General features: G+C 68.9%; 25 protein-coding genes. 13 read left to right on the top strand and 12 right to left on the bottom strand.

Translation table 11 applies throughout. The features are described 5' to 3' along the window. The coding region (locus ACJMNC_RS04605; RefSeq protein ID WP_408946778.1) for a transposase at positions 1-129 on the bottom strand (129 nt) is incomplete at its 3' end. A 439-nt stretch (positions 130-568) separates the two neighbouring features. Continuing rightward, the gene (locus ACJMNC_RS04600) at positions 569-748 is read right to left on the bottom strand and encodes an SDR family NAD(P)-dependent oxidoreductase (RefSeq protein ID WP_408946777.1); all 180 of its coding nucleotides are present in this window, start codon (positions 746-748) and stop codon (positions 569-571) included. 431 nt (positions 749-1,179) lie between these two features. On the opposite strand from ACJMNC_RS04600, the gene ACJMNC_RS04595 reads away from it, so the two are divergent. Next, positions 1,180-2,151 (top strand): arsenic resistance protein, encoded by a 972-nt coding sequence (locus ACJMNC_RS04595; protein WP_408946776.1) that lies wholly within the window; start codon positions 1,180-1,182, stop codon positions 2,149-2,151. Here ACJMNC_RS04595 and ACJMNC_RS04590 read toward each other — a convergent pair. Then, entirely contained in the window at positions 2,138-2,806 is a 669-nt protein-coding gene (locus ACJMNC_RS04590) for a hypothetical protein (protein ID WP_408946755.1), read from the bottom strand. The genes ACJMNC_RS04595 and ACJMNC_RS04590 overlap by 14 nt on opposite strands. 79 nt (positions 2,807-2,885) lie before the next feature. Beyond that, on the bottom strand, positions 2,886-4,340 hold the full coding sequence (locus ACJMNC_RS04585) for an MFS transporter (protein WP_408946754.1): 1,455 nt from the start codon (positions 4,338-4,340) through the stop codon (positions 2,886-2,888). A gap of 212 nt (positions 4,341-4,552) precedes the next feature. Here ACJMNC_RS04585 and ACJMNC_RS04580 point away from each other — a divergent pair, with 212 nt between their 5' ends. From ACJMNC_RS04580 to ACJMNC_RS04560, 5 genes are read left to right on the top strand one after another with little or no spacing between them, the layout of a single operon-like run. Further along, positions 4,553-4,945 (top strand): hypothetical protein, encoded by a 393-nt coding sequence (locus tag ACJMNC_RS04580; RefSeq protein WP_408946753.1) that lies wholly within the window; start codon positions 4,553-4,555, stop codon positions 4,943-4,945. A 9-nt stretch (positions 4,946-4,954) separates the two neighbouring features. Continuing rightward, complete coding sequence (locus ACJMNC_RS04575) at positions 4,955-6,253, top strand: glutaminase (protein WP_408946752.1); 1,299 nt, start codon at positions 4,955-4,957, stop codon at positions 6,251-6,253. A gap of 25 nt (positions 6,254-6,278) precedes the next feature. Beyond that, a complete protein-coding gene (locus ACJMNC_RS04570; RefSeq protein ID WP_408946751.1) occupies positions 6,279-7,106 on the top strand; it encodes a Cof-type HAD-IIB family hydrolase in 828 nt (275 codons plus the stop codon). 2 nt (positions 7,107-7,108) lie between these two features. Beyond that, a complete protein-coding gene (locus ACJMNC_RS04565; RefSeq protein WP_408946750.1) occupies positions 7,109-7,810 on the top strand; it encodes a YoaK family protein in 702 nt (233 codons plus the stop codon). Between the two features lie 32 nt (positions 7,811-7,842). Then, complete coding sequence (locus ACJMNC_RS04560; protein ID WP_408946749.1) at positions 7,843-8,796, top strand: hypothetical protein; 954 nt, start codon at positions 7,843-7,845, stop codon at positions 8,794-8,796. Between the two features lie 28 nt (positions 8,797-8,824). Here the strand turns inward: ACJMNC_RS04560 and ACJMNC_RS04555 are convergent, their stop codons facing one another. The 4 genes from ACJMNC_RS04555 to ACJMNC_RS04540 all read right to left on the bottom strand — a co-directional run bounded on the left by ACJMNC_RS04555 (position 8,825) and on the right by ACJMNC_RS04540 (position 12,636). Next, entirely contained in the window at positions 8,825-9,577 is a 753-nt protein-coding gene (locus ACJMNC_RS04555; RefSeq protein WP_408946748.1) for an amino acid ABC transporter ATP-binding protein, read from the bottom strand. Beyond that, positions 9,577-11,325 carry an ABC transporter substrate-binding protein/permease gene (locus ACJMNC_RS04550; protein WP_408946747.1) on the bottom strand — a complete coding sequence of 583 codons (1,749 nt, stop codon included), beginning with the start codon at positions 11,323-11,325 and terminating at the stop codon, positions 9,577-9,579. The genes ACJMNC_RS04555 and ACJMNC_RS04550 overlap by 1 nt, the downstream gene beginning before the upstream one ends. Before the next feature lie 176 nt (positions 11,326-11,501). Next, positions 11,502-11,825, bottom strand: a complete 324-nt coding sequence (locus ACJMNC_RS04545) for an Lsr2 family protein (RefSeq protein ID WP_408946746.1) — start codon at positions 11,823-11,825, stop codon at positions 11,502-11,504. Positions 11,826-11,889: 64 nt separating this feature from the next. Continuing rightward, the gene (locus tag ACJMNC_RS04540; RefSeq protein WP_408946745.1) at positions 11,890-12,636 is read right to left on the bottom strand and encodes a hypothetical protein; all 747 of its coding nucleotides are present in this window, start codon (positions 12,634-12,636) and stop codon (positions 11,890-11,892) included. Here ACJMNC_RS04540 and ACJMNC_RS04535 point away from each other — a divergent pair. The 4 genes from ACJMNC_RS04535 to ACJMNC_RS04520 all read left to right on the top strand — a co-directional run bounded on the left by ACJMNC_RS04535 (position 12,629) and on the right by ACJMNC_RS04520 (position 16,674). Further along, on the top strand, positions 12,629-13,471 hold the full coding sequence (locus ACJMNC_RS04535) for a rhodanese-related sulfurtransferase (RefSeq protein ID WP_408946744.1): 843 nt from the start codon (positions 12,629-12,631) through the stop codon (positions 13,469-13,471). The two genes, ACJMNC_RS04540 and ACJMNC_RS04535, sit on opposite strands and share 8 nt — an antisense overlap. 16 nt (positions 13,472-13,487) lie before the next feature. After that, a complete protein-coding gene (locus ACJMNC_RS04530; RefSeq protein ID WP_408946743.1) occupies positions 13,488-14,513 on the top strand; it encodes a CobW family GTP-binding protein in 1,026 nt (341 codons plus the stop codon). 114 nt (positions 14,514-14,627) lie between these two features. After that, entirely contained in the window at positions 14,628-15,665 is a 1,038-nt protein-coding gene (locus ACJMNC_RS04525; RefSeq protein ID WP_408946742.1) for an N-acetylmuramoyl-L-alanine amidase, read from the top strand. Between the two features lie 85 nt (positions 15,666-15,750). Beyond that, the gene (locus ACJMNC_RS04520; RefSeq protein ID WP_408946775.1) at positions 15,751-16,674 is read left to right on the top strand and encodes an SDR family oxidoreductase; all 924 of its coding nucleotides are present in this window, start codon (positions 15,751-15,753) and stop codon (positions 16,672-16,674) included. On the opposite strand, the gene ACJMNC_RS04515 is transcribed toward ACJMNC_RS04520, so the two are convergent. Both ACJMNC_RS04515 and ACJMNC_RS04510 read right to left on the bottom strand, forming a co-directional pair. Next, positions 16,631-17,740: a DUF6542 domain-containing protein gene (locus tag ACJMNC_RS04515; RefSeq protein ID WP_408946741.1), complete on the bottom strand. Its 1,110-nt coding sequence runs from the start codon at positions 17,738-17,740 to the stop codon at positions 16,631-16,633. The genes ACJMNC_RS04520 and ACJMNC_RS04515 overlap by 44 nt on opposite strands. A gap of 75 nt (positions 17,741-17,815) precedes the next feature. Continuing rightward, positions 17,816-18,901: a DNA recombination protein RmuC gene (locus ACJMNC_RS04510; RefSeq protein ID WP_408946740.1), complete on the bottom strand. Its 1,086-nt coding sequence runs from the start codon at positions 18,899-18,901 to the stop codon at positions 17,816-17,818. 147 nt (positions 18,902-19,048) lie between these two features. On the opposite strand from ACJMNC_RS04510, the gene ACJMNC_RS04505 reads away from it, so the two are divergent. The 3 genes from ACJMNC_RS04505 to ACJMNC_RS04495 are packed head-to-tail and all read left to right on the top strand — an operon-like array spanning position 19,049 to position 22,029. Beyond that, positions 19,049-20,263, top strand: a complete 1,215-nt coding sequence (locus tag ACJMNC_RS04505; RefSeq protein WP_408946774.1) for an AI-2E family transporter — start codon at positions 19,049-19,051, stop codon at positions 20,261-20,263. A 6-nt stretch (positions 20,264-20,269) separates the two neighbouring features. Next, positions 20,270-21,349, top strand: a complete 1,080-nt coding sequence (ychF, locus tag ACJMNC_RS04500; RefSeq protein WP_408946739.1) for a redox-regulated ATPase YchF — start codon at positions 20,270-20,272, stop codon at positions 21,347-21,349. After that, positions 21,349-22,029: a DUF5701 family protein gene (locus tag ACJMNC_RS04495; RefSeq protein ID WP_408946738.1), complete on the top strand. Its 681-nt coding sequence runs from the start codon at positions 21,349-21,351 to the stop codon at positions 22,027-22,029. Before ychF ends, ACJMNC_RS04495 begins: the two co-directional genes overlap by 1 nt. Before the next feature lie 146 nt (positions 22,030-22,175). Here the strand turns inward: ACJMNC_RS04495 and ACJMNC_RS04490 are convergent, their stop codons facing one another. Further along, positions 22,176-22,490 (bottom strand): hypothetical protein, encoded by a 315-nt coding sequence (locus tag ACJMNC_RS04490; protein ID WP_408946737.1) that lies wholly within the window; start codon positions 22,488-22,490, stop codon positions 22,176-22,178. A 60-nt stretch (positions 22,491-22,550) separates the two neighbouring features. After that, the gene (locus tag ACJMNC_RS04485) at positions 22,551-23,186 is read right to left on the bottom strand and encodes a TetR/AcrR family transcriptional regulator (RefSeq protein ID WP_408946736.1); all 636 of its coding nucleotides are present in this window, start codon (positions 23,184-23,186) and stop codon (positions 22,551-22,553) included. Between the last annotated feature and the right edge of the window lie 88 nt (positions 23,187-23,274).

Genomic DNA, 23,274 nt, shown 5'->3' with positions numbered 1-23,274 from the left:
CCACTTCTGCAACGTCATCGGGTGGACACCGAAGTCTTTCGCAATCTGCTCGATCGTCACTCCAGGCTCGCGGCTCCTCGCGACGCGCACAACGTCGTCACGGAACTCGGTGGGATAGGGCTTGGGCACGATGTCATCCTTCCAGGCCAGCCCTCCCGGGCAAGCCAGATCAGATGTCACCTAACCGTGCAGCAGTCCCCATCTCGATCCCTCGATGTGCGCTGACTTCTCTGTAACGCGTGCCGAGTTCAACTTCGAGACGGAGTCGTGGGCCACGAAGTCGTACTACCTCCTGAGGTTCGACGGCGACTACGTGCTCCTGACCCCGACGGACATCCTGACTCGCGATGACACATGGATCAGTCGCGACGACATGCTCAAGACCTACGACCACCCTCCGGCGGCGATTGAGGACGACCAACTCCGCGCCCAGATCAACAACTACTTCGGCAAGCTCCTTATCGATCAGCCGAGCGCTGATGACCGGAAGTGGGCGGCAGCTCAGACCATCAATCAGTTCCCCGAGCTCGGCGATCACTACATCAAGATCAAGGAAGACGACGGCGATTCAGCCGTTGGTGGCGCGGGTGGTGCGTCCGGCGACGGAGGAGATGTTGATCGGATCTCCGCCGCCGTGCGTGAGCGGGTTCAAGAACACCTCGGTGGCAGTGATCGCACCGAGCAGGTTCGCCTCGATCATGGTCCGGTAATCCTCGTGGCGCGTCGACGAGAACGGTCCGAGGAGCATCATGCCGGCGCTGTTGACCAGGACGTCGGCGTTGATGCCGGACGACGCGCCGGTGACGACCGCGACGCGGCCGGAATGCTGGGTTGCACTCATGTGTGATTCTCCGGGGTGGCTGCTCCTGGACGGGGCAGAGTAGGGCCGAGCCCGACTCCGCCGTATGCGTCGGTGCGCCGGTTGGTCAGCGCTATAGGCGCACATCGGCGACACCCAGAGCTGGTGGCATGGCACGGCTTCACCTAGGTCTGTCGATACCACTCACTGTGTGTGCTCCGGAGGGATGTGCGCGAGAATGGGCGCCATGTCGGCGATCAACGCGGAAGCAGGCGGGCGCCGTCGACGTCGCCGCTCGCGGAGCGGGACATCGCCGATCGCCGGAGCCTGGCTGAATGCCGACCGATAGGGAGCGCGCTGTGCGTGCCGCCGTGGCGTGGATGGAGCGCCGTCAGATCCCGCTCTACCTCGCCGGCCTGGCCGTCGGCGGGGTGCTCGGGCTGACCGTTCCCGCGGTGGCGGGCCCGGCCGAGCACGCCGTTCTGCCGGTGCTGGCGGTGCAGCTGTACGCCACGTTCCTCGGGATCCCGTTCGCGAGCATCGCCCGTGCGCTGCGGGACTGGCGGTTCCTCGGCACGGTTCTCGTGGTGAACTTCCTCGTCGTGCCCGCGGTGGTGTTCGGCCTGTCCCGGATCGTGGCGCACGATCGGGTGCTGCTCGTGGGGGTGCTGTTCGTACTGCTCACCCCGTGTGTGGACTACGTGATCGTCTTCTGCGGGCTCGCCGGTGGATCCGCCGATCGGCTGCTGGCGGCTGCACCGGTGCTGATGCTCGCCCAGATGGTCGCCTTGCCGCTGTATCTGTGGCTCTTCGTCGGCTCCGAGTTCGTCTCGACGGTGGAGTTCGGCCCCTTCGTCGAGGCGTTCGTCGTCATCATCCTGGCGCCGCTGGCGGCGGCCGGCCTCACGCAGTTCGCCGCCGGCCGCAGCGTCGTGGGAAGCCGTGTGGCACAGGCGGTGACGGATGCGATGGTGCCTCTGATGGTGGTGACGCTGGGCGTCGTGGTGGCCTCGCAGATCGCCGGGGTCGGGGAGCGGTTCGGCTCGTTGCTTCTCGCGGTGCCCGTCTACCTCCTGTTCGCCGCGGTGATGGTGCCCGTCGGCGCAGTGGCGGGCCGGATCGCACGCCTGGACGTGCCCGGTCGCCGGGCGGTGGTCTTCAGTGGCGTCACGCGCAACTCCCTGGTGGTATTGCCGCTGGTCCTGGCGTTGCCCGCGGCCTACGACCTGGCCCCGCTGGTCGTGGTCACGCAGACGCTGATCGAGCTGCTGGTCATGGTCGCGCTGGTGCGACTCGCGCCGCTCCTGGTCGGCGATCGCCGCAGCGCCGCCGGCGCGATCATCGTGAAGTGACCGCCGTGGATCGCGAGCGTCGAGGGTGCCGGGTCAGTCGCCCACCACACCCATCGATCCGGCTTTCAGTCCTCGGCTCGACGGTGTGGCGCGGAAGAGTCCGGCACGAAATCGACCACCACGACGTACATTCCGCGGATGCGCCGCACGTCGCGAAGAAGGCGCGAGCGCCCAGCGGCAGCGACCGGCGGGCGCCGGCGGCCACGGCGATCAGCCCACGGGAGGCGTCGACCCGATCCATCCAGGCGTGATCGGTCACCGAGAAGGGCAGGTCAACCTCGTTGGGGGCGGTGCCGATCCAGCGTTCCCGGGTGGCGAGGACCTCCGGGAAGTCGAGGTTGTAGATCGTCGCCGCCGCCCCGGCGTCACCGAGGTCGGGGCCGAGGCGGTCGAGTCCGCAGCCGATGTTGACCACGGCCGCACCCGGGCGACGGTCCAGGTAGCGGTGGATCTCGGCGACGGTGAGTGTGCGGCGCAGCCCGTAGACGACGGCCGGAATGGTGCCCATCGACGTGGCCGCGGTGCCCTCCGCGGCCGCGATCTCCTCCGCGGTGTGCGCCCACTCGTCATGGAAGAGGGCCGGCCAGCGGTGCGAGGCCTCCGCGCGCCCGAGCAACGGGAAGAACAGCGTTTCCTGGACATCCTCCGCAGACATGAAGTTAGGGTACCCTATCTTCCGTTCTGCGTCGGCGGGCCTTTCCCAGTGCGACGAGCCCGCGCGCGACCGACGCGGGTCACCGGGAGGCGGTCACATCCACCTCTTCGAGCGTCGAGTAGTCAGCGTGCTGCTCGGGGATCTCGGTGCCGCGCAGGGAGGCACCGGCGGTCTCCTTGAGGAACGCCAATGCGACCATGCCGATCACGCAGGCGCCCATCATGTAGGCGGCGGGGAAGAGGTTCCAGCCGCCGTTGTCGACGACCGCCTCGTTCACCAGCGGCGCGGTGCCGCCGAAGGCCGCCGTCGAGAGGTTGTACGAGAGGGCGAAGCCGGCGTAGCGCACGTGCGTGGGGAACATCGCCGGGAAAGTCGCCGAGATGGTGGACAGCTGCGGCAGATACAGCAGCCCCAGCACCACGAAGCCGACGATCGCCCAGCCCATGCCCTGACCCATCAGCCAGTACAGCGGCAGAGCGAAGACGAACAGGCCCGCCAGTGAGGCCCACCACATGGGCTTGCGGCCCACCCGGTCGGAGAAGGCGCCGAAGAACGGGATCATCGCCATCATCACCAGCTGACCGATCAGGATCACCACCGAGCCGGTGGTCTCGCTCATCCCGATCGTGGTCTTCAGATACGTCGGCTGGTACGCCAGCAGCGTGTAGTTGGCGACGTTCAGCGCGATCACCATGCCGCCCATCACCAGCAGCGGCTGCCAGTACTCGCGGCACAGACGCACCAGTTCGCCGGCGCCGGAGGCGATGGCGTGCCCGAGCCGGCTCAGCGGGGAGCGGTTCAGCACATCGTCGGTGATCGCCTCGAACTCGGTCGATTCGGCGACCTCCTGGAAGACGGGGGTGTCCTCGAGCTGCGAGCGCAGGTACAGGCCCACCAGACCCAGCGGCAGTGCCAGCAGGAACGGGATGCGCCAGCCCCAGGTCTGCATCTGGTCGTCGCTCAGCCCCAGGTCCATCAGCAGCACGATGCCGGTGCCGGCCGACAGTCCGGCCAGGGTGCCGAACTCCAGGAACGAGCCGAGTCCGCCGCGCTTCTTGTCCGGGGCGTACTCGGCCATGAAGGTGGCCGCGCCGCCGTACTCGCCACCGGTGGAGAAGCCCTGGATCACCCGGAGCACGATCAGCAGGATCGGCGCCCAGATCCCGGCGACCGCATGCGTCGGCAACAGGCCGATGAGTGCGGTGGCCAGCGAGATCAGCAGGATCGTGATCGCCAGGACGGCCTTGCGGCCCACCCGGTCGCCGATCGGTCCCCACACCATGCCGCCGAGCGGCCGCAGTGCGAAGGAGATCGCGAAACCGAGCATGGTGCCGACGCCGCCGAGGTCCCCGGGGAAGAAGGCCTGCGTCAGGTAGGTGGTGGTGGCCGCGTAGACGCCGTAGTCGTACCACTCGGTCGCGTTGCCGATGGCCGATCCGGCGATCGCCTTGCGGATCGTCGACCGGCCTTCGCCGGTGTACGGATCCGCTGCGAGCTCCTCGTAGCCGCTTGTCTCGCCCTGGTGAGCAGTCATGTTGCCTTCCTCTTGCGGGCGCCGAACCACCGCGGTGGAAGGTCGGTGCCAGTGTTGACTGGGCAGTAGGCGAACCTACGCGTGACGGGCCGCACTGTCGAACGTTTGGCGGAATCGGGTGCAGTTCGTCACGTTCGATCGATCCGTGATCCGGTCGACGATGGGGAGTTCTCCCCATGGTCAGAGCGGTTTCTGGGGCTCACAGTGGAGACATGAACACTTCAGCCCGGTCTCTGCGCCGTTTCCTCGCCGTCGCCGCCTCCGCGTTCGCCGGCCTCACCCTGGCCGGGGCGCCCCCGCTGGCCGCGCAGGCCGCCGCCGGCACCGGCGACTCCACCGTCTATTTCGTCTCGCCGTCGGGCCTGTGGCACTGCGCCATTACGCCGGACGGTCCGCAGACCTCGGCGGGCTGCCGCGGGCCGGTGCCGGCCGGTGCGCCGCACGTCTCCGGCGGCGGTGTCGCCGACATCGCCCCGAATGCGGTGACCGTCACCGGTGACGGCCCGGCCCGGTTCGTCTTCGTCAGCGACGCGAGCACTTCTTCACCGTCTCCGACAGCGCCTACCGGCTCGGTTGAGGTGATCCGGGCCCGGAGGCCCGGATAGGGTGAGGCCGTGCGATCCCCGATCCCGGACTACCTCGACGGCGCCCTCCAGTCGGTGGCGGCCGACGAATCCGGTGCGCCCGCCGACTACATCCCCGAACTGGCCGGCGCCGACCCCGACCGGCTCGCCGTGGCCGTCTGCACCATCGACGGTGCGCGGTACACCGCAGGTGACGTCGGCGTCGAGTTCAGTATCCAGTCGATCTCCAAACCCTTCGTCTATGCCCTCGCCCTGGCCGACCGCGGTTTCGAGGCGGTTCTGGAGAAGGTCTGGGTGGAACCCTCCGGCGACGCCTTCAACGAACTGTCCCTGGACCCGGAGACCAGCCGGCCGCTCAACCCGATGATCAACGCCGGGGCGATCACCACCAACTCGCTGGCCGGTGCGCCCGAGATGGATGCGGCGGCCCGCCATGAACGCATCGTCGACGGCCTGAGCGCCTTCGCCGGCCGCCGCCTCTCGGTGGACGACGCCGTCTTCGAGTCGGAGATGAACACCGCCTACCGCAACCGCGCACTGGCCAATCTGTTGCGTGCCAACGGGATCATCGACGAGGACCCGATCGTCGCGGTGGCCGCTTACACCCGGCAGTGTTCGCTGTCGGTGACCACCGAGGACCTCGCGGTGATGGCCGCGACCCTGGCCAACGGCGGTGTGCACCCGGTCAGTGGGGCGCCGGTGGTTTCCCGGGCGGTGGCCCGGCAGGTGCTCTCGGTGATGGCCACCTGCGGCATGTACGACGGTGCCGGCGACTGGATGACCCGTGTGGGCGTGCCCGCCAAGAGCGGGGTCTCGGGCGGTCTGATCGGTGCACTGCCCGGGCAGGTCGGCATCTCCACCTTCTCGCCCCGGCTGGACCGGCACGGCAACAGCGTGCGCGGCCTGGACCTGTTCGAGCGGTTCACCGCCGACATGGGCATGCACCTGATGGAGGTGCCGCCGGCCACCACCACGGTGATCCGCAGCGATCGGGTCCACCACGCCCCGGCCGGCGACGTGCGCGTGGTCTCCCTGCAGGGCGCCCTCCAGTTCTCCGGCGCCGAACAGGTACTGCGCTACTTCGTGGACAAGACGATCGAGGAGCACCGGATCGCGCTGGCCCTGGTGCGGGTGCAGTCGGTCAACGACGTCGCCCGGCGGATGTTGCTCGAGGTGATCCGCCGGCTCAGCCTGGAAGGGCACGAGGTCTTCCTCATCGACCCCGACCAGGTGATCCCCGATCCCGACCCGGGAACCGGCGGCAGCGTCGTCGTCCTGCACAGCCTGCAGGATCTGCTCCCGCTTTGGCGCCGCCGGGCCGCCGAGTGAGCGCGGCGAGTGAGACGATGGTGCGGTGACTACTGAGTTCGACGTTCCCCGCGACCCCCGGCTGGTCGTCGCCGACATGGACGGCACTCTGCTCGATCCCGACGGTTCGGTGCCCGACGGATTCTGGCCGCTGCTCGAGCGGATGGAGCAGCGCGGCATCCGGTTCGTTCCGGCCAGCGGCCGCCAGTACTACACCCTCGAAGCGCTGTTCGCCCGGGTGGCCGGGCAGATCTCCTACATCGCCGAGAACGGCGGCCTGGTGGTGCATGAGGGCCGGTCCCAGGTGGCCCGCACGATCGACCCGGCGATCACCGAACAGGTGGTGCGGACCGTCCGCGGGGCGCGCGAGGACGGCGCCCATCTGGATCTGGTGGTCTGCGGACGCACCGGCGGCTACGTCGAGGAACGGGACACCGACGACTTCGCGACCGAATCGGCCAAGTACTACCTGCGGTTGAGCACGGTCGACGACCTGCTCGCCGTCGACGACGAGATCCTCAAACTGGCCGTCTTCGACCCGGTGAACGCGGCGGATTCGGCGACCGGATTCTTCGGCGGACTCGACGAGCGGTGCCAGGTGGTGGTGTCCGGCCGGAACTGGATCGACATGATGGCCTTCGGCGTGGACAAGGGCGCCGGAGTGCGCATCCTGCAGGAGCAGCTCGGGGTGACCCCGGAGCAGACCGTGGTCTTCGGCGACTACCTCAACGATCTGCAGATGCTCGACGCCGCCGACTGGTCGTACGCGATGGCCGACGGCAACGAGCAGGTGCGCCGCCGGGCCCGCTTCCAGGCCCCGCCGAACCGCGAGCAGGGTGTGCTCACGGTGCTGTCGGCGATGCTCGGGGACTGAATGTGAAGGCGATCGCACGGCGCGAGGTGGGGCTGGCGGTGGGCCTGTCGTCGGTGGCCGGCTACCTCGACGCGGTCGGTTATCTGGCGCTGGGCGGCTGGTTCGTCTCGTTCATGAGCGGCAACACCACCGAACTGGCCACCCACCTCGGCGACGGCATGTGGGGGCAGGTGGGCTTCGCGGCCGCACTGCTCGGCTCCTTCTTCTGCGGGGTGGTGCTCGGCGCGGTGCTGGTGCGGTTCTGGGACGGCCGCACCACGGTGCTGACCGCCACGACCGCGCTGGTGGCGATCACCGCGCTGCTCTCCACCCTGATCGACTCCGACGTACCGGTCCTGGTGGGCCTGCCGCTGGCCATGGGCGCGATGAACGCCACCTTCCTCACCGCCGGCGAGGCCAGCATCGGCCTGACGTACATGACCGGCGCACTGGTGAAATCCGGTCAGCGCCTGGTGGATCGGTTCCAGGGCGGCCCGCCGCTGCTGTGGATGCGGCACCTGTCGCTGTGGGCGGCGCTACTGCTGGGCGGGACCATCGGCGCGACGGTCTACTGGCGCCTCGGCGCGCCGGCGGCGATGTGGATCGCCGCCGCGCTGCTCGCCTGCGCCGCCGGCGGCACGGCCGTCAGCCGCAGGCGCCGCGGCGTCTTCGGCCGTCCGGCCGCCCGCACCGCGCTGGCCGAGCGGGAGATCAAGGTCCTCTAGCGGCGCCGGCGCCGTCGCCTATGCTGGGGCGCATGACCAGCGACGCCGACTCCGCCGACGCTCTGGCCGGGCGCCTGTTGCAGGCGCATACCCGGCACACCGTCGACGAGCTGCTCCGGCCGGAGACCTTCCGCCGGCTGGTCGACGAGGAGATCGACGGCTTCTACGCGGAGGCCGGCACGATGCCGCTCGAGCAGGCCATGCCGCGGGCGCTGATCAAGGCGGTCGCCGCCAAGTACACCGTCCAGTTCCCGGTGGAGGGCGCGATCCCGGAGCTGGTGGGCAGGGTCGCGGCCCGCCTCTACCGGCACGACGTCAACCGCGGCACCCGGCTGGCCGACGTCCTCGACACCCGCAGCTTCGACGAGCTGGCGGTGACCCTGGCCGAGATGCCCCTCTCCCGGAGGGCCGTGCGCACCGTGCTCGAGAGCCCGGTCACCGTCGACCTGGCCGCCGAGATGGCCCAGCGGGCCGTCGAGCACCGCTTCGGCGCGTCCCGGAGCCGATGGCGCCGGGTGCTCGACGCCCGGCTCGAGCGGATGACCCGCTGGGGTGCGGGCATGGTGCTCGATGCGGCCCGCGAGGACTCCGACGTGCTGCTCCTCGACGCCGCCCGCGAATTCTGGCGTGGCCACGCGCAGGAGAACATCGAGGGCTTCCGGGAATCGGTGAACGACGACGACGTCGAGGACACCGTGGTGCTCGTCTTCGAGTTCTGGCGCACCTTCCGGCACACCGAATACTTCCAGGTGCTTCTCGACGCGGGGATCGACGAGGTCTTCGACACCTACGGCGGCACCCCGCTCGCGGATGTGCTGGCCGACTTGGGGATCCACCGCGAGGACCTGATCGAGGAGGCGCTGCGCTTCGGGCCTCCGGTGATCGAGCGGCTGCACGCCGCCGGCTTCCTCGAGGCCTCCGTCCGCCGGAGGCTGGCGCCCTTCTACGACTCTCCGGAGTTCCGCGCCGCACTCGCCGGCGACTGACCGGACGGCGGCGCGGCTGCCGAGGACGTCAGAGGACTTCCGACAGGAAGCTCTGCAGCCGTTCGGATTCCGGGGCGTCGAAGATCTGCTCCGGGGTGCCGGTCTCGACCACCAGACCCTGGTCCATGAACAGAACGTTGTCGGAAACGCCTCGCGCATAACCCATCTCGTGGGTCACCACGACCATCGTCATCCCGGCCCGCGAGAGATCGGCCATCAGCGACAGCACACCTTTGACCAGTTCCGGGTCCAGGGCGCTGGTCGCCTCGTCGAAGAACATGATCTCCGGCTTCATCGCCAGCGCCCGCGCGATCGCCACCCGCTGCTGCTGCCCGCCGGAGAGCGTGGACGGGCGCACATCGGCCTTCTCCCGCAGCCCGACCAGTTCGAGCTGTTCCTCGGCGGCGGCCCGGGCCTCGTCCTTGCTCAGCCCCAGCAGTTTGCGCGGCGCCAGCGCGATGTTGGCGGCCACCGTCATGTGCGGGAACAGGTTGAAGTGCTGGAAGACCATGCCGATGCGGCGGCGCAGCTGATCGGGGTTGTCCTTGAGCACCGACCGGCCGTCGATCAGGATGTCGCCGGCCTGCGGCTCGTGCAGCCGGTTGAGCACCCGCAGGAGCGTCGACTTGCCGGACCCGGACGGGCCGATCACCGTCGTGGTGGTGCCCGCGTCGACCTGGATGTCCACGCCGCGCAGCACCTGATTGCTGCCGAAGGCCAGTTCCAGGCCGGTGCCGGTGAGCGAGACGGCAGCGGGCGCGGCGGTGTCAGGAGTAGTCATCAGGAGGCCTTTCCGACGCGCAGCCGCTTGTCGATGTAGTTCACCAGGTGCGTCAGCGGCACGGTGAGCAGCAGGTAGACCAGGCCGGCGGCCATCAGCGGAGACAGGTTACCGGTCTGCGCGTTGAGATCCCGGCCCACCGCGAACAGCTCGCGCTGGCTGGCCAGCAGCCCGAGGAAGTAGATCAGCGAGGAGTCCTTGATCAGCACGATGAACTGGTTCATCAGGGCCGGCAGCACCCGGCGCACACCCTGCGGCACCACCACCAGGCGCATCGAGCTGCGGTACGAGAACCCCAGCGCCCGGGACGCTTCGAGCTGCCCGGCCTCCACGCTCTGGATACCGGAGCGGAAGATCTCGCCGATGTAGGCGGCGGCCAGCAGAGCCAGGGCCACCGCGCCGAGCCAGTACGGGTTGCCGCCGGTGAGGTCCTTGACCACCGGGCCGATGCCCAGACCCACCAGCAGGATCACCACCACGGCGGGCAGTCCGCGGAAGATGTCGGTGTAGATGCGGGCGGGCCAGCGCAGCCACCGCGAGCGGGAGATGCCGGCCACCGCCAGCAGCATGCCCAGCGCGGTGCCGATCACCCCGGAGACCAGCGCCAGGATGATGGTGTTGGGCAGACCCGTCTTGAACAGATCGGGGAAGGCCTTCCGGTACAGCTCCCAGTCGAAGAAGGTGTGGCCGAGCTGCTGCCAGGTGTTCTGGTGGGCGGCCGCCGCCGGGGCGGCGTCGTTCGCATGCGCCGCGGCTGCGGCGGCGATGTCGGGCAGCTGCGGTTCGGGGGCCGCCTTGGAGCCGGGCTTCCATCCGTCGGGCAGCTCGCGCGGCACCCAGTCCGTGTAGAGCTCGGACCAGGTGCCGTCGGCGATCACCGCGTCGAGGCCGCTGTTGAGCGCGTCGATCAGCGGCTGATCGCCCAGCGCGGTGGCCCAGCCGACGAAGTTGTTGACGCTGAAGGTGTTCTCCACGATCGCGGTGCCGTCACCGTCCCGGATGGAGCCCTCCGCCTGCTGACTCGGGGCCACCCAGGCGTCGATCTGGCCGGTGCGCAGATTGGCGTAGGCGGTGGCGTAGTCCGGGAACTTCACCGGATCCAGGTGCAGGGTGTTGGTGACGTAGTCGTCCTGCACGGTGCCCTGCACCACGCCCACCCGCATGCCGTCGTTCAGCTGCGAGAAGCTCTGCACCGCGCCGTCGACCGGGGCCACCAGGGAGAAGTAGCCGAAGTCGTAGCCGTTGGTGAAGCCGACGGTCTTGCGGCGGTCGTCGGTGGTGGTGATCGACGACGAGCCCACGTCGTAGCGGTGGTTGGCCACCTGGGAGAGCAGGCCGGAGAACTCGGTGCCGACGAATTTGATCTTGAGGCCGAGCTTGCCGGCCACCGCCCGCAGCAGTTCGTTGTCGAAGCCGGTGTAGGTGCCGGCCGAGTCGAGGCAGATGCTCGGCGGTGCGTCGGAGAGCGTGCCGACGGTCAGGGTGCCGGGTTCGACCAGGTTCAGCCGGCTCACGTCGATCGACTCGAGCGGGGTGACACTGTCGGTGGTGTATTTGTCGACGGCGGTGGCAGAGGTCTCCAGATTCGTCGGCGCGGTGCTGGCGGTGGCCAGTCCCTGCGGGGCGCACATCCCCGAATCGCCGTCACCGTCGCCGGACGAACTGCAGCCGGAGAGCGCCAGCGCGAGCCCCACGATCAGCAGGAGCAGCAGTGCCGGTCCGCGGCGGCGGACGGATCTCGTCGTCATGACCGGTCAGCCTATCCGGCGCGGCGGGCCCCGCCGCAAAAATAAGGATCAGCGCGGTCGAATCCTTGCGGGCGGGAGTATCGGCGGCGGTGCGCCCCGGATGCAGTGGATACAGCGACCCCGGATACGACGCGGCCCCGGAAGTCGGGACTCCCGGGGCCGCGTGTGCAGGTCGATCAGTGTGCGGCTTCGTAGGCCGACAGCACGTCGGCCGGAATACGGCCGCGGTCGCTCACGGTGAAGCCGTTCTCATTGGCCCATTCCCGGACCACCCGGGTGTTCGGTGCCTTGGCGCCGGAGCTGCGGCGGGTGGCGCGGCCGCCCACCGACCGGGAAATGCTCTGATACTCGGCGAGTACGTTGCGGAACTCTTCGGCATGCTCGGGGGAGGTGTCGAATTCGTAACTCTTACCGTCCAGGCTCCAACGGACGGTTTCGTACTCGTCGAGCTCTGCGCCGTCGATGTCGTCGACGATCTTGATGACGGTGCGTTTTGCCATGGGGCTGCCTCTCGCTGATATCGGATGATCGGCTGTGCTTTTGCCAGCCTATTCTACATATCCATCAACGGGAAGGAACCGCGCTGGATTCAGCGCTTGATGAGGAAGCTCCGGGGGCTCGATCATCGCCATTGATTTCCTCGAATCCGTCGCGGGTGATGGCGAAACCGTCGCCGGAACTCGATTCCAGGCAGTACAGGCCGGCGGCCCGGCTCAGGCAGGAGAATCGATTCGCGGTGAGTGCGGAATCGAATTCGAGAATTCGGGATCGATACAGCACCGGATAAAGATTGGCGCAGCCGCCGCGACCGATGTTCTCCGCGTCGAGGGTCACCAGATCCGGATCCCAGTCGCAGCCGCCGGGCGCATCGGACGGCGCCCGGCGCGGGCCGTCCACTTTGCGGCCCACACAGGCCAGGGCGTCGGAGCCGTTATTGCCGGTGGAGCAGCGCACCGCCCGGTCCGGGGTGGAGAAGTGCACCCCGGACAAGCCGTCCTCGCGTTCGCCGGTCGCGGTCACCGCCCCGATCCGGAAGTTGCTCACGCTGACCCGGCGGGCCTGGCGAATGGCCTGGTCGAGGCTGTCGGCGGGGGAGACCTCGGTGCGGTCCGGCGAACGCGTCGCCGACGTGGCGGCGCTGATCGAGGCCGGGCGCTCGGTGGAGAGCTCGTCGGTGCCAGGAATGACGATGGGGCTGGAGTTTCCCGGCTCGTCGAGCAGGCCGCAGCCGGTCAGCCCGAGCGCTGCGACGGCGCACAGGCCCGTCACGATCAGCCGGGCCCAGTGTCCGTACGCTTGCATCGTGGCCACTCCCAAGATCGTGCTGTTCTATGTGTTCACGCCGCTGTCCGACCCCGAGGCGATCCGGCTGTGGCAGCTCGCGGTGTGCCGGTCTCACGGACTGCGCGGCCGGATCATCGTCTCGCCGCACGGTATCAACGCCACCGTCGGCGGCGACATCGGTGCGGTGAAACGCTATGTCCGGGCCACCCGTGAATACCTGCCATTCAAGCATGCGGACATCAAATGGTCCGACGGTGCCGGTGACGATTTCCCCAAACTGAGCGTGAAGGTCCGCCCCGAACTGGTGACCTTCGGGGCGCCCGGTGAGGTCGAGGTGAATGCCGACGGCGTGGTCGGATCAGGCCGCCGGCTCACTCCTGAACAGGTGCACGAGCTGGTCGACGAGCGCGGCGACGAGGTGGTCTTCTTCGACGGGCGAAATCGGATCGAGGCGCAGATCGGACAATTCCGAAATGCGGTGGTTCCGGCTGTGGACACCACCCGTGACTTTCTGCCGCTGATCGACAGCGGTGCGCTGGATCATTTGAAGAATCGTCCGGTGGTCACCTATTGCACCGGCGGCGTGCGGTGTGAAGTGCTCAGTGCACTGCTGCGTAATCGTGGTTTCTCCCAGGTGTATCAGCTCGACGGTGGAATCGTGCGCTATGGCGAGCGTTATGGTGACGACGGATTGTGGCGGGGGTCGCTCTATGTGTTCGATCGGCGGATGTCGGTGGACTTCTCCGATCATGCTGCGGTGATCGGCCGCTGCAGCGAATGCGGGGCGCCGACCAATAGGGTGCGCAATCACCCCGATTCGTCCGGGCGGGAGTTGGCCGTCCTGTGTCCGGAGTGCCGATGATTCCGGTGGTGGCCCGATGATTCCGGTGGTGATTCTGGCGGGTTTCCTCGGCTCCGGAAAGACGACGGCGCTCAATCACCTGCTGGCGCACGCCGACGGCCGCCGGCTCGGTGTGCTGGTGAACGATTTCGGGGCGGTCAACATCGACGCACTGCTGGTGTCCGGGACGGCGGCGGGCACCGTCAGCCTGCCCGGGGGCTGCATCTGCTGTGTGACCGACGCCGACTCGCTGGGCGAATCGATGCGCGCGCTCGCCGATTCCGGCGTCGACGCGATCGTCGTCGAGGCGAGCGGGATCGCCGAACCGCGGGCCCTGATCCGGCTGGTGGTCGCCGCGCGCGACGAACGCCTGGGCTACGGAGGCCTGGTCTATCTGGTGGACGCGGGCGGTGCCGAGCAGGTGCTGGCCGACCATCCGTCGGTGGCCGGGCACATCGGGGTCGCGGATCTGGTGGCGCTGAACAAGATCGACCTGATCGACGAGCCTGCGGCGCGCCGTCTGCGGGAGCGGTTGGCCGGGCTGAATCCGACGGCTCCGGTGCTGCCGGTGGTTCGGGCGGCGATCGACCCGGCGCTGCTGCTCGACCCGGCCGGGGCCGTCGTCGACGATTCCGGGCCCCGCCAGCTGAGCTTCAGCGACCTGATCGCCGAGGAGTGCGACGGGCACGACGACCACTCCGGCCACCTGCACGCCGCCTTCGCCTCGGTGGCCCTGGAGACCGAGCGGCCGGTGGACCCGCGCCGCCTGGCGGCCCTGCTCGAGCGGCCGCCGGCGGGGGCGTACCGGTGCAAGGGGCTGGTGCGGGTGGACCTGCCCGGACATCGAGGGCACGCCTACGAGGTCCATGCCGTGGGCGGCTTCGTGCAGGTCTCGGTGCGGCGCTGGGATGCGGGCGGGCCGCGGACCTCTCTGGTGGTGATCGGTGCCGGGCTCGACGAGACCGCAGCGCGGGCGGCGCTCGAAGAGGTCTGCACCCCGGCGCCTGCGGACGACGAGAACGGCATCGCGCACCTGACGCGCCACCTGGTCACACCTTCCTAACGATCGGCGCTGGTCATCGGCCTCCGGGTTGCCGGAACCGGGAAAGCACTGATTCACTGTTACAGAAGTGATCAGTGTGATTGCTGTTGTGTTTGTGCTGTAAGGGGAAAACAGATGACATCCGTTCTTCGTTCGCGGGGCACCTCGCGTGCTGCAGTGAGCACCGTCGTGTCGGCGGTCCTGGCCGCCGGTGCGCTGACCGGAACCGGAGCGGCTCTCGCCGATCCCGCCCCGGCGCCGGCGACACTGAGCGGACGCACGGTCTTCCTCGATCCCGGGCATCAGGGCTCGTCCGCCGGGCATGCGCTGAACCAGCAGGTCCCGGACGGGCGCGGCGGCACCAAGGACTGCCAGACCTCCGGCGCCACCTCTCTGTTCGGTGAGAAGAAGAAGGAGCACACCATCACCTGGGAGGTGACCCAGCTGGTCAAGGCCGCCCTGGAACGGGAGGGCGCCCGGGTGGTGCTCAGCCGCAACGACGACACCGGATGGGGCGGCTGCGTGGACGAGCGGGCCGCCGCCGCCGGTGCAGCACGCGCCGATCTGGCGGTGAGCGTGCACGCCGACTCCACCAGCGGCAAACCCGACAACGGCAAGTCCGGCTTCCACCTGATCGTCCCCAAGCTGCCGATCCCGGATGCTCAGGTGAACTCGGTCCAGTCCGGCGAGGGCCGCAAGGCGTCGACGACCATGCGCGATGCCATGGTGCAGGCCGGCTTCAAGCCGTCCAATTACACCGGGTCGAACGGCCTGCAGACCCGCTCGGACATCGCCGGGGCCAACCTGACCAAGGTGCCGCTGGTGTTCCTGGAGATGGGCAACCTGTCCAACGAGAAGGAGGCGAACGCGCTCAGCTCGGCCTCGGGTGAGGCCAAGTACGCCGTCGCCATCACCAACGGGATCAAGAGCTACCTGGCCGGTGCGCCCGCAGCGGCCGCGCCCGGCGCCGAGGCGCCCGCGCCCGGCGCCGGCCTGACCGACCTGGCATCGCTGAAGGCGGTGGAGCCGCTGTTCGACCAGCTCGCCTCCGCCAAGAGCCCGGAGGAGGCGGCCGGTCTGCTGGCCAGCCTGGGACCGGACGTGTCCGCCGAGGTGCTCAAGGCGATGCTCTCGGTGGTCTACACGGTCTTCGGCGGCAAGCTGCCCATCTGACATGCTGCCCATCCGACATTCCGGCGGTTAGAGTCGGGATATGGGATTCCTGCCTTCGTTCTCCACGCTCCGCGACCTGGTCTACATGCCGACTCCGGTGCCCACGCTGCGCGGTCGCACTGTCTTGATCACCGGTGCCGCCAGCGGCATCGGCCGGGCGGTGGCACAGGCCGCAGCCGACGAAGGCGCCCGCCTGGTGCTGACCGATCTGCAGCAGTCCGCGCTCGACGCGTGGGTGGATCAGCTCAACGCGGCCGGCGAGTCGGTGGTCTACCACCGGGCCGGCGACGTCTCCGACTACGAGTGGGTCGCCGCCTTCGCACGGGACGTCGAAGCCGAGGTCGGCGTGATGGACGTGGTCATGAACGTGGCCGGGGTGTCGGCCTGGGGGACGGTGGAGAATCTCGAGCACCGGCACTGGAAGAAGATGGTCGACGTCAACCTGATGGGGCCGATCCACATCATCGAGTGCTTCGTTCCGCCGATGGTCCGGCGCGGCCGGGGCGGTCAGCTGGTGAACGTCTCGTCGGCGGCCGGGCTGCTCGCGCTGCCCTGGCACGCCGCCTACAGCGCCAGCAAGTTCGGTATCCGCGGAGTCTCGGAGGTACTGCGCTTCGACCTGCGCCGGCACGGCATCGGTGTCTCGCTGGTGTGCCCGGGCGCCGTGTCCACGCCGCTGGTGAACACCGTGGAGATCGCCGGGCTCGACCGGGACAACCCGACCGTCGCCAAACAGGTCGACGGCTTCCACAAGATCGCGGTGACGCCGGAGCAGGCGGCGGCCGCGGTGCTGCGCGGGGTGAAGAAGAACAAGTTCATGGTCTACACCTCGTTCGACACCCGGTTCGGCTACTGGTGGGCGCGCAAGTTCGCGCTGCCGTACGAGATCGCCATGCGCATCGCCAACAACCGCTTCGATCACCTCGCGCGGATCAGCAAGGTGTCCGGGGCCGCGAACGGCGAGATCAGCTCGGGGAGCCAGACTCCAGGTCGTCCACCCCGAGGGTGAGGTCCTCGATCGCCCCCTGCTCGCGGAGCCGTTGACCGGCGGTGCGCGCGGCGGGCCGGCCGGCGGGCTGGCGCGGCGGCACCGTCTGCGGCTGCGCCCGGCGGGCCGGCCGCGCCTGCGATTCGCCGACGGCGGTCCGCGCCTTACGCACCGACGATGATGCCGATCCGGCTGCAGCCTCGGCGCCGGCCGGTCCCCGCTTCTCCGGCGATACCGGTGCCGACTTCGGGGCTGTAGATTTCTGGGCCGCAGGAGTCTTCGGGGCCGAGTTCTTCGGGGTTGCGGTCTTCTGGGCCGCAGGCTTCACGGCCGAGTTCTTCGGGCTGGGACTCTTCCCGGCCGGCGTCTTCTCGACGGGCTTCTCGTCGGCGGCGGTCTTCTGTCGGCCGGAGGCCTGACGACGCGGCTTCTCCGCGGTGGCGGTGCCGGCGGACCGGCGGGTCCGCGTCTCCCCGGCGCCGGCGCCGACGGCGCCGGTCTTGACCGTCCGGGCGGCGCGGTCGCCGTCCTGGTCACGCCGTGCGGGCCGGCCGCCGGACTTCGCCGCCGCTCCGGACTTCGCCGAGGAGGTGCGCGTGCGGGCCTTGCCGGACTTCTTCGCGGTGGCCGAGACGGCGTTCTCGGCCGCGTGCTGGGCGTTCACCGCCCGGCGGGAGAAGTACCAGCGGGCCACCACCACCAGCAGGGTCAGCAGGAAGGTCAGCAGAATCCACGGGAAGCTGGTGGCGATCGGCAGCACCACTTTGAGCACCACCGACCGCAGGCCCTCGGCCTCGTCCCGGTTGAGCGTGTACAGCGTGATGATGCCGACGAAGAATGCCACCAGCGGTGGCTGGGCGGCCGCGGTGAACATGGCGCGGCGACGGACGGCGAGCGCGGCGAGCAGGCAGCCGATCAGGTAGCACGCCTTGAACGAGGTGCCGAGCGCACCGCGGGCGTCGGCGTCGATGGCCGCTCCGATCGCGGTGATCGCCACCGCGATGACGACCGCTGCCCACCAGGGCACGCCGCGCACTGCGGGGATGACGGACTGCTGGTCTGCGGGGACGGCAGCTCCGTTGCGCATGCGGGAAAACACACGTCAACGGTACCGGGTCCAGACGGGTGCACCGCGACGCCTGGCCGGTGGCTCATCGATTTCTCAGTCGGCGCGTGATGGAACTCTCACCGTGGTGTCGATGGCGGCGGGACGGTCTCGCAGCCGGTTTCCGGAGGTCTCGACGGTGCTCAGCGCCTCCAGTTCGGCGAGCCGGCGGGCGGTCACCCCGAGTCGATTGTCCACGGCGCCGATGGTCGCGTTGTAGGCCTCGACGGCACGGCGCAGCGCGGTTCCGGTCTTGTCGAGGTGCCCGAGTACGCCGTCGAGCCGCTGGTAGAGCTGGCGTCCGAGGTCGTGGATGACGGCCGCGTCCTCGGCCAGCGCGTGCTGTCGCCAGCCGAGCGCCACCGTGCGCAGCAGCGCGATCAGGGTGCTGGGGGTGGCCAGGACGACGTTGCGGGCGAAGGCGTAGTCCAGCAGGGCCGGGTCGGCCCGGGTGGCGGCTTCGAGCGCGCCGTCGCCGGGCAGGAAGAGGACGACGAACTCCGGACTCTGCCGCTGACTGGCCCAGTAGGCCTTGCCCGAGAGTGCGGTGACGTGTGCCCGGACGGCCTGGGCGTGCCGGCGCAGCCGCTGCTGCGCGGCGTCCGGGTCGGTGGCCGGTCCGGCGGCATCGGACCAGGCCTGCAGCGGCACCTTGGCGTCGACGACGATGGAGCGGCCGCCGGCCAGATGCACCGTTAGATCCGGACGCACGGTGCGGTCGTCGTCGGCGTAGCTGCGCTGGGTGGTGAAGTCGCAGTGCCGGGACATGCCCGACAGTTCGACGATGCGTTCGAGCTGCACCTCGCCCCAGCGGCCGCGGATCTGCGGGGCGTGCAGCGCGCCGGCCAGCCGGGCGGTCTGATCCTGCAGGCGCTGGGCGGTCACGGTCATGCCGCGGAGTTGTTCGGACAGGCCGGCCTGCGCGGCGATGCGGCCGCTCTCGCTCCGATGCATCTGTGCCGAGAGCTGATCGAGGGTCTGGCGCAGGGGAGCGACGAGGTCGTCGACCTGCCGGCCGAGGGCGTCGCTGCTGCGCTCCTCGTCGACCGCGGCCGACCGGGTGAAACGGCCGTGTCCGAGCCAGCCCGCGAGGCCGCCGAGCAGGAGGCAGACCAGGGCAGTCAGTGCCAGCGTTGTGCTCATGCCGACATCATGGCGTGTGCCTACGACAGTGGGCGGTTTCTGTGCTTCCATGAGCCGGTGAGCAAGATCAACTGGCGCCGGAAGCGCTCTGCCGAGCACGGGCCGGAGGGGAGAGCAGTCCGCGATGCCGACGGGCTGACCGAGGACATGGCCACCGTCACCGAGCGCGTGCTGCTCGATCCTCGGACCGGGAAGCCGTACCCGAGCCGGTCCCGGGTGTTCCTCACCGGACTGCGCTCGACGTCGATGGTGTGCCTGCAGGTGCTGCTGGTGCTGGCCTTCCTGTGGGCGATGAAGATCCTGCTCGGGGCGCTGTGGGTGATCATCCTGCCGGTGCTCTTCGCCATCGTGCTCTCGACGGTGCTGTGGCCGCCGGTGCGCTGGATGCGCAGCAAGGGAGTGCCGCCGGCGCTGGCGGCGTTCATCTCGCTGCTGGCCGCGTTCGGCGTGATCGCCGGTGTGATCGCCTGGATCGTGCCGTCGGTGATCGACCAGGCGCCGCAATTGGCCGACCGGGCGATCGAGGGTCTGCACCGGCTGCAGGACTGGATCCAGGGTCCGCCGCTGAACATCGACGACGACCAGCTCTCCACGCTGGTCGACAACATCACTCACCGGCTGCAGTCGAGCGCCACCACCATCGCCTCGGGTGTCTTCAGCGGTGTCGGCGTGGCCACCTCGGCGGCGATCACCGCGTTCACCGCGATCGTGATCACGTTCTTCTTCATGAAGGACGGCCCGCGGTTCCTGCCGTGGGTCAACCGGACCGTGGGTGCACCGACCGGCTCGCACATCTCCGAGGTGCTGACCCGGATGTGGAACACCCTCGGCGGCTTCATCCGGACCCAGGCGATCGTCTCCCTGGTGGACGCGAGCCTGATCGGTCTGGGCCTGATCATCCTGGACGTGCCCCTGGCGGCGGTGCTGATCGTGATCACCTTCCTCGGCGGCTTCGTGCCGATCGTCGGCGCCTTCGTCGCCGGTGGTCTGGCGGTGCTGGTGGCGCTGCTGGTCAACGGCCTGACTACGGCGCTGATCGTGCTGGGCATCATCCTGGTGGTGCAGCAGCTGGAGGGGAACGTGCTCTCGCCGTGGCTGCAGTCCAAGGCGATGGAACTGCATGCGGTGGTGGTGCTGCTGTCGGTGACCCTCGGCGGCACCCTGTTCGGGATCACGGGTGCATTCCTGGCGGTGCCGGCCGCGTCGTGCTTGACCGTGCTGCTGCGGTACGTGCTCGAGCAGATCGGCATGGCGGCCGGTGAGACCATCCAGGCCGAGGACGCCGCGGCGGGAGTCCTGCACGAGACCGTCGTCGTCGACGACTCCGGCGGTACGGGGCCGGAGCCGGGGAAGATAGACTGATCTCCCGTGAGTCTGACCCTCGGTATCGTCGGCCTGCCCAATGTCGGCAAGTCCACCCTGTTCAACGCGCTGACCCGTAACGATGTGCTGGCGGCGAACTATCCGTTCGCCACCATCGAACCCAACATCGGGGTGGTGGAGCTGCCCGATGTGCGGCTGACCCGGCTCGCCGAGATCTTCGGCAGTGAGCGGATCCTGCCGGCCACGGTGAGCTTCGTCGACATCGCCGGCATCGTCAAAGGCGCGTCGGAGGGCGAGGGGATGGGCAACCAGTTCCTCGCCAACATCCGCGAGGCCGACGCGATCTGCCAGGTGGTGCGGGTCTTCGCCGACGACGACGTGGTGCACGTGGACGGCCGGGTGGATCCGATGGCCGACATCGAGGTGATCGAGACCGAGCTGATCCTGGCCGACATGCAGACCCTGGAGAAGGCGCTGCCGCGGCTGGAGAAGGACGCGAAGAAGAACAAGGACCTGGTCGAGACCCTCGACGCGGCGCGCAAGGCCCAGGAGATCCTGGACTCGGGGGCGACGCTGTTCTCCGCGAAGGACTCCTTCGATCTGGCCGGCGTGCGCGAGCTGCACCTGCTGACCGCCAAGCCCTTCCTGTACGTGTTCAACGCCGACGAGTCGGTGCTCACCGATGAGGCGCGCAAGCAGCAGCTGCGGGACGCCGTGGCACCGGCCGACTGCGTCTTCCTCGACGCCAAGGTCGAGTCGGAGCTACTCGAACTCGACGAGGAGGACGCGCAGGAACTGCTCGACTCGATCGGCCAGGACGAGCCGGGCCTGCGGCAGCTGGCCCGGGCGGGCTTCCACACGCTGGGCCTGCAGACTTACCTGACCGCCGGCCCCAAGGAGTCGCGCGCCTGGACCATCCGGCAGGGCGACACCGCCCCGAAGGCCGCCGGCGTGATCCACACCGACTTCGAGAAGGGCTTCATCAAGGCGGAGATCGTCTCCTTCGAGGACCTCGACGCGGCCGGTTCGATGAACGACGCCAAGGCCGCCGGAAAGGTCCGCATGGAGGGCAAGGACTACGTGATGGCCGACGGCGACGTGGTGGAATTCCGGTTCAACGTGTGATGACTTCTGAGGCGACGTCAGAGCAGGAAGTCCGTGCACTGCCGTCGCTGTCGGTGCAGGCGGAACGGTTGATCGCCACCGGCGTGCTCGAACATGAGGCAAGCCGCCTCACGGCGGCGGACGTGCGTGCCGCCGCCGCTGAGCTGGAGGGTCGAGCCGGGGCTGGGGCGTTGCTCGTCGCCTCGGAGACGGCCCTGCCCGTGAGGATTCTGGTTCCGTCGGTGACGCGCATGCAGCGTGGGCAGGAGAGGCCCGGCTTCGTGGTGGTCGACATGGAGGACCTCGAAGAGTTCCTGCCGACGGTGGAAGCTGCCGTGCCCGATGCCAGGGTGTATGCCGTTGAGGACCCCTCCCGAGGTGATGGCATGCGAAACTGGTCGCCGGCGGAGGCGTCGGAAGCTATCGGTGCAGAGTCCCGAACACCGTTCACCGTCGCTGAAGGCGTTCATTGGGCATTGCAGGTTCCCGAGGTGATCGACCGCAACGCCTGCTTCATGACGATCGGCTCGCGCCGACAGAAGAAGAACGGATTCGACTCGCGCACGCCTGCTCTGTGGATCTCGAACGGCACCGGCCGTGACGGCCGGGAGCGACGAGGGGCCGTGAAGCTGGGTTGGTGCTGGTGGAACAACCGGCACACCTGGCTGGGCTTCGCCTCCGGGAGCCGGAGGGTGGGCTGATGCCCGTCGGGGGCACCGGCCCGCGAGACGCTCGCACATCGCGACAGGTTGAAGTGGAGTAAATGCGACAACTCTGAGCGACAACTTCGCCCCGTGCGCGAGCGGTAAGAGGATTTGTCGCTCAGAGTTGTCGTATAGCTGTCCGATCAGGCTGCCGGTCGCTCCTGTCGACCAGACCTCGCAGCGGCCGCGGCGAGCTGCGACAGCCGTTGATCGATCAGTCTGCCGCTCGTTCGTGGAATCGTGCCCAGCGTGTACTCGCCGCGACCGGTCCTGACGATTCGGCCACGCCGACGCTCACAGCGGAGCGCGTCCGAGATCACTTTGGACGGGCGTCCTGCGAAGGAGAATCCCTGGTCCGCAGCTGAAGCGATCATCATCCGGATGGAGACCGGCGACTGTTTTCGCGCCTCGCCGATGATCCAGTGCCGGAGGTCTGTGCCGCGCAGTTCAACACTCATGCGGAGAGTGTGCCGGGAATCTCGGACATCGCCGGCTCGGCGCCGGAACCGGATGGCCGTTCACGGACCGGCCGAGGTGGGCAGGAGTTGCGCTGCAAGCGAATCGGCAGTCGCCGACAGCATCTCGACGTCCATTCCCGTGCGCCCCATGTACGTCAGGCCCTGCTGAGCGGCTAGTAGCGCCCGGGCGACGCCGGCGGGGTCGGCGGAGGCGCTCAGGTCGCCCTCGACCTGAGCGCGCCGCACGCCCTCGGTCAGCGTCGCTGTGATGCCCTCGTATGCGCGCTGCGCCTCCGCGGCGACGGCGGGATCGGTGGAAGCCAGTTCGGTTGTGCTGTTGGCGAGGAAGCAGCCGCGCCGGGCGGCGTGGCCTGCGGGGTCGCCCACCGGCGTCATCACGAACGAGCGAAGGGCGTCGATCGCGCGCGGAGCCGAGTCGATCGAGCCGCGCACCGCCCGGTCGAGCGATGCCGCGTACCGGCGCAGCACTCGGAGGAAGAGCTCGTGTTTGTCTCCGAAGGCGGCGTAGAGACTGCCCTTGCCCAGGCCTGTGACTCGCATGAGGTCCTGGAGCGAGGTCGCCGCATAGCCTGCGTGCCAGAACTGGTCGCAGACGGCGCGTAACACCGTCTCCTCGTCGAACTGCCGTGGCCGAGCCATGTCTGCACCATATCTGTTATTGACCGATCGGTCCATCACGCTTATGGTGGACCGGACGGTCAATAACGCGTTGTCGGGCCATGCCGACCGCCGCCCGCCGATACACCGCCCGGCGCTTCGCACA

The sequence above is a fragment of the Gordonia sp. VNK21 genome (assembly GCF_046098115.1).
Taxonomy (GTDB): domain Bacteria; phylum Actinomycetota; class Actinomycetes; order Mycobacteriales; family Mycobacteriaceae; genus Gordonia.
Note: the sequence above shows the minus strand (reverse complement) of the source record. Positions and strands in the feature narration are given on the sequence as shown.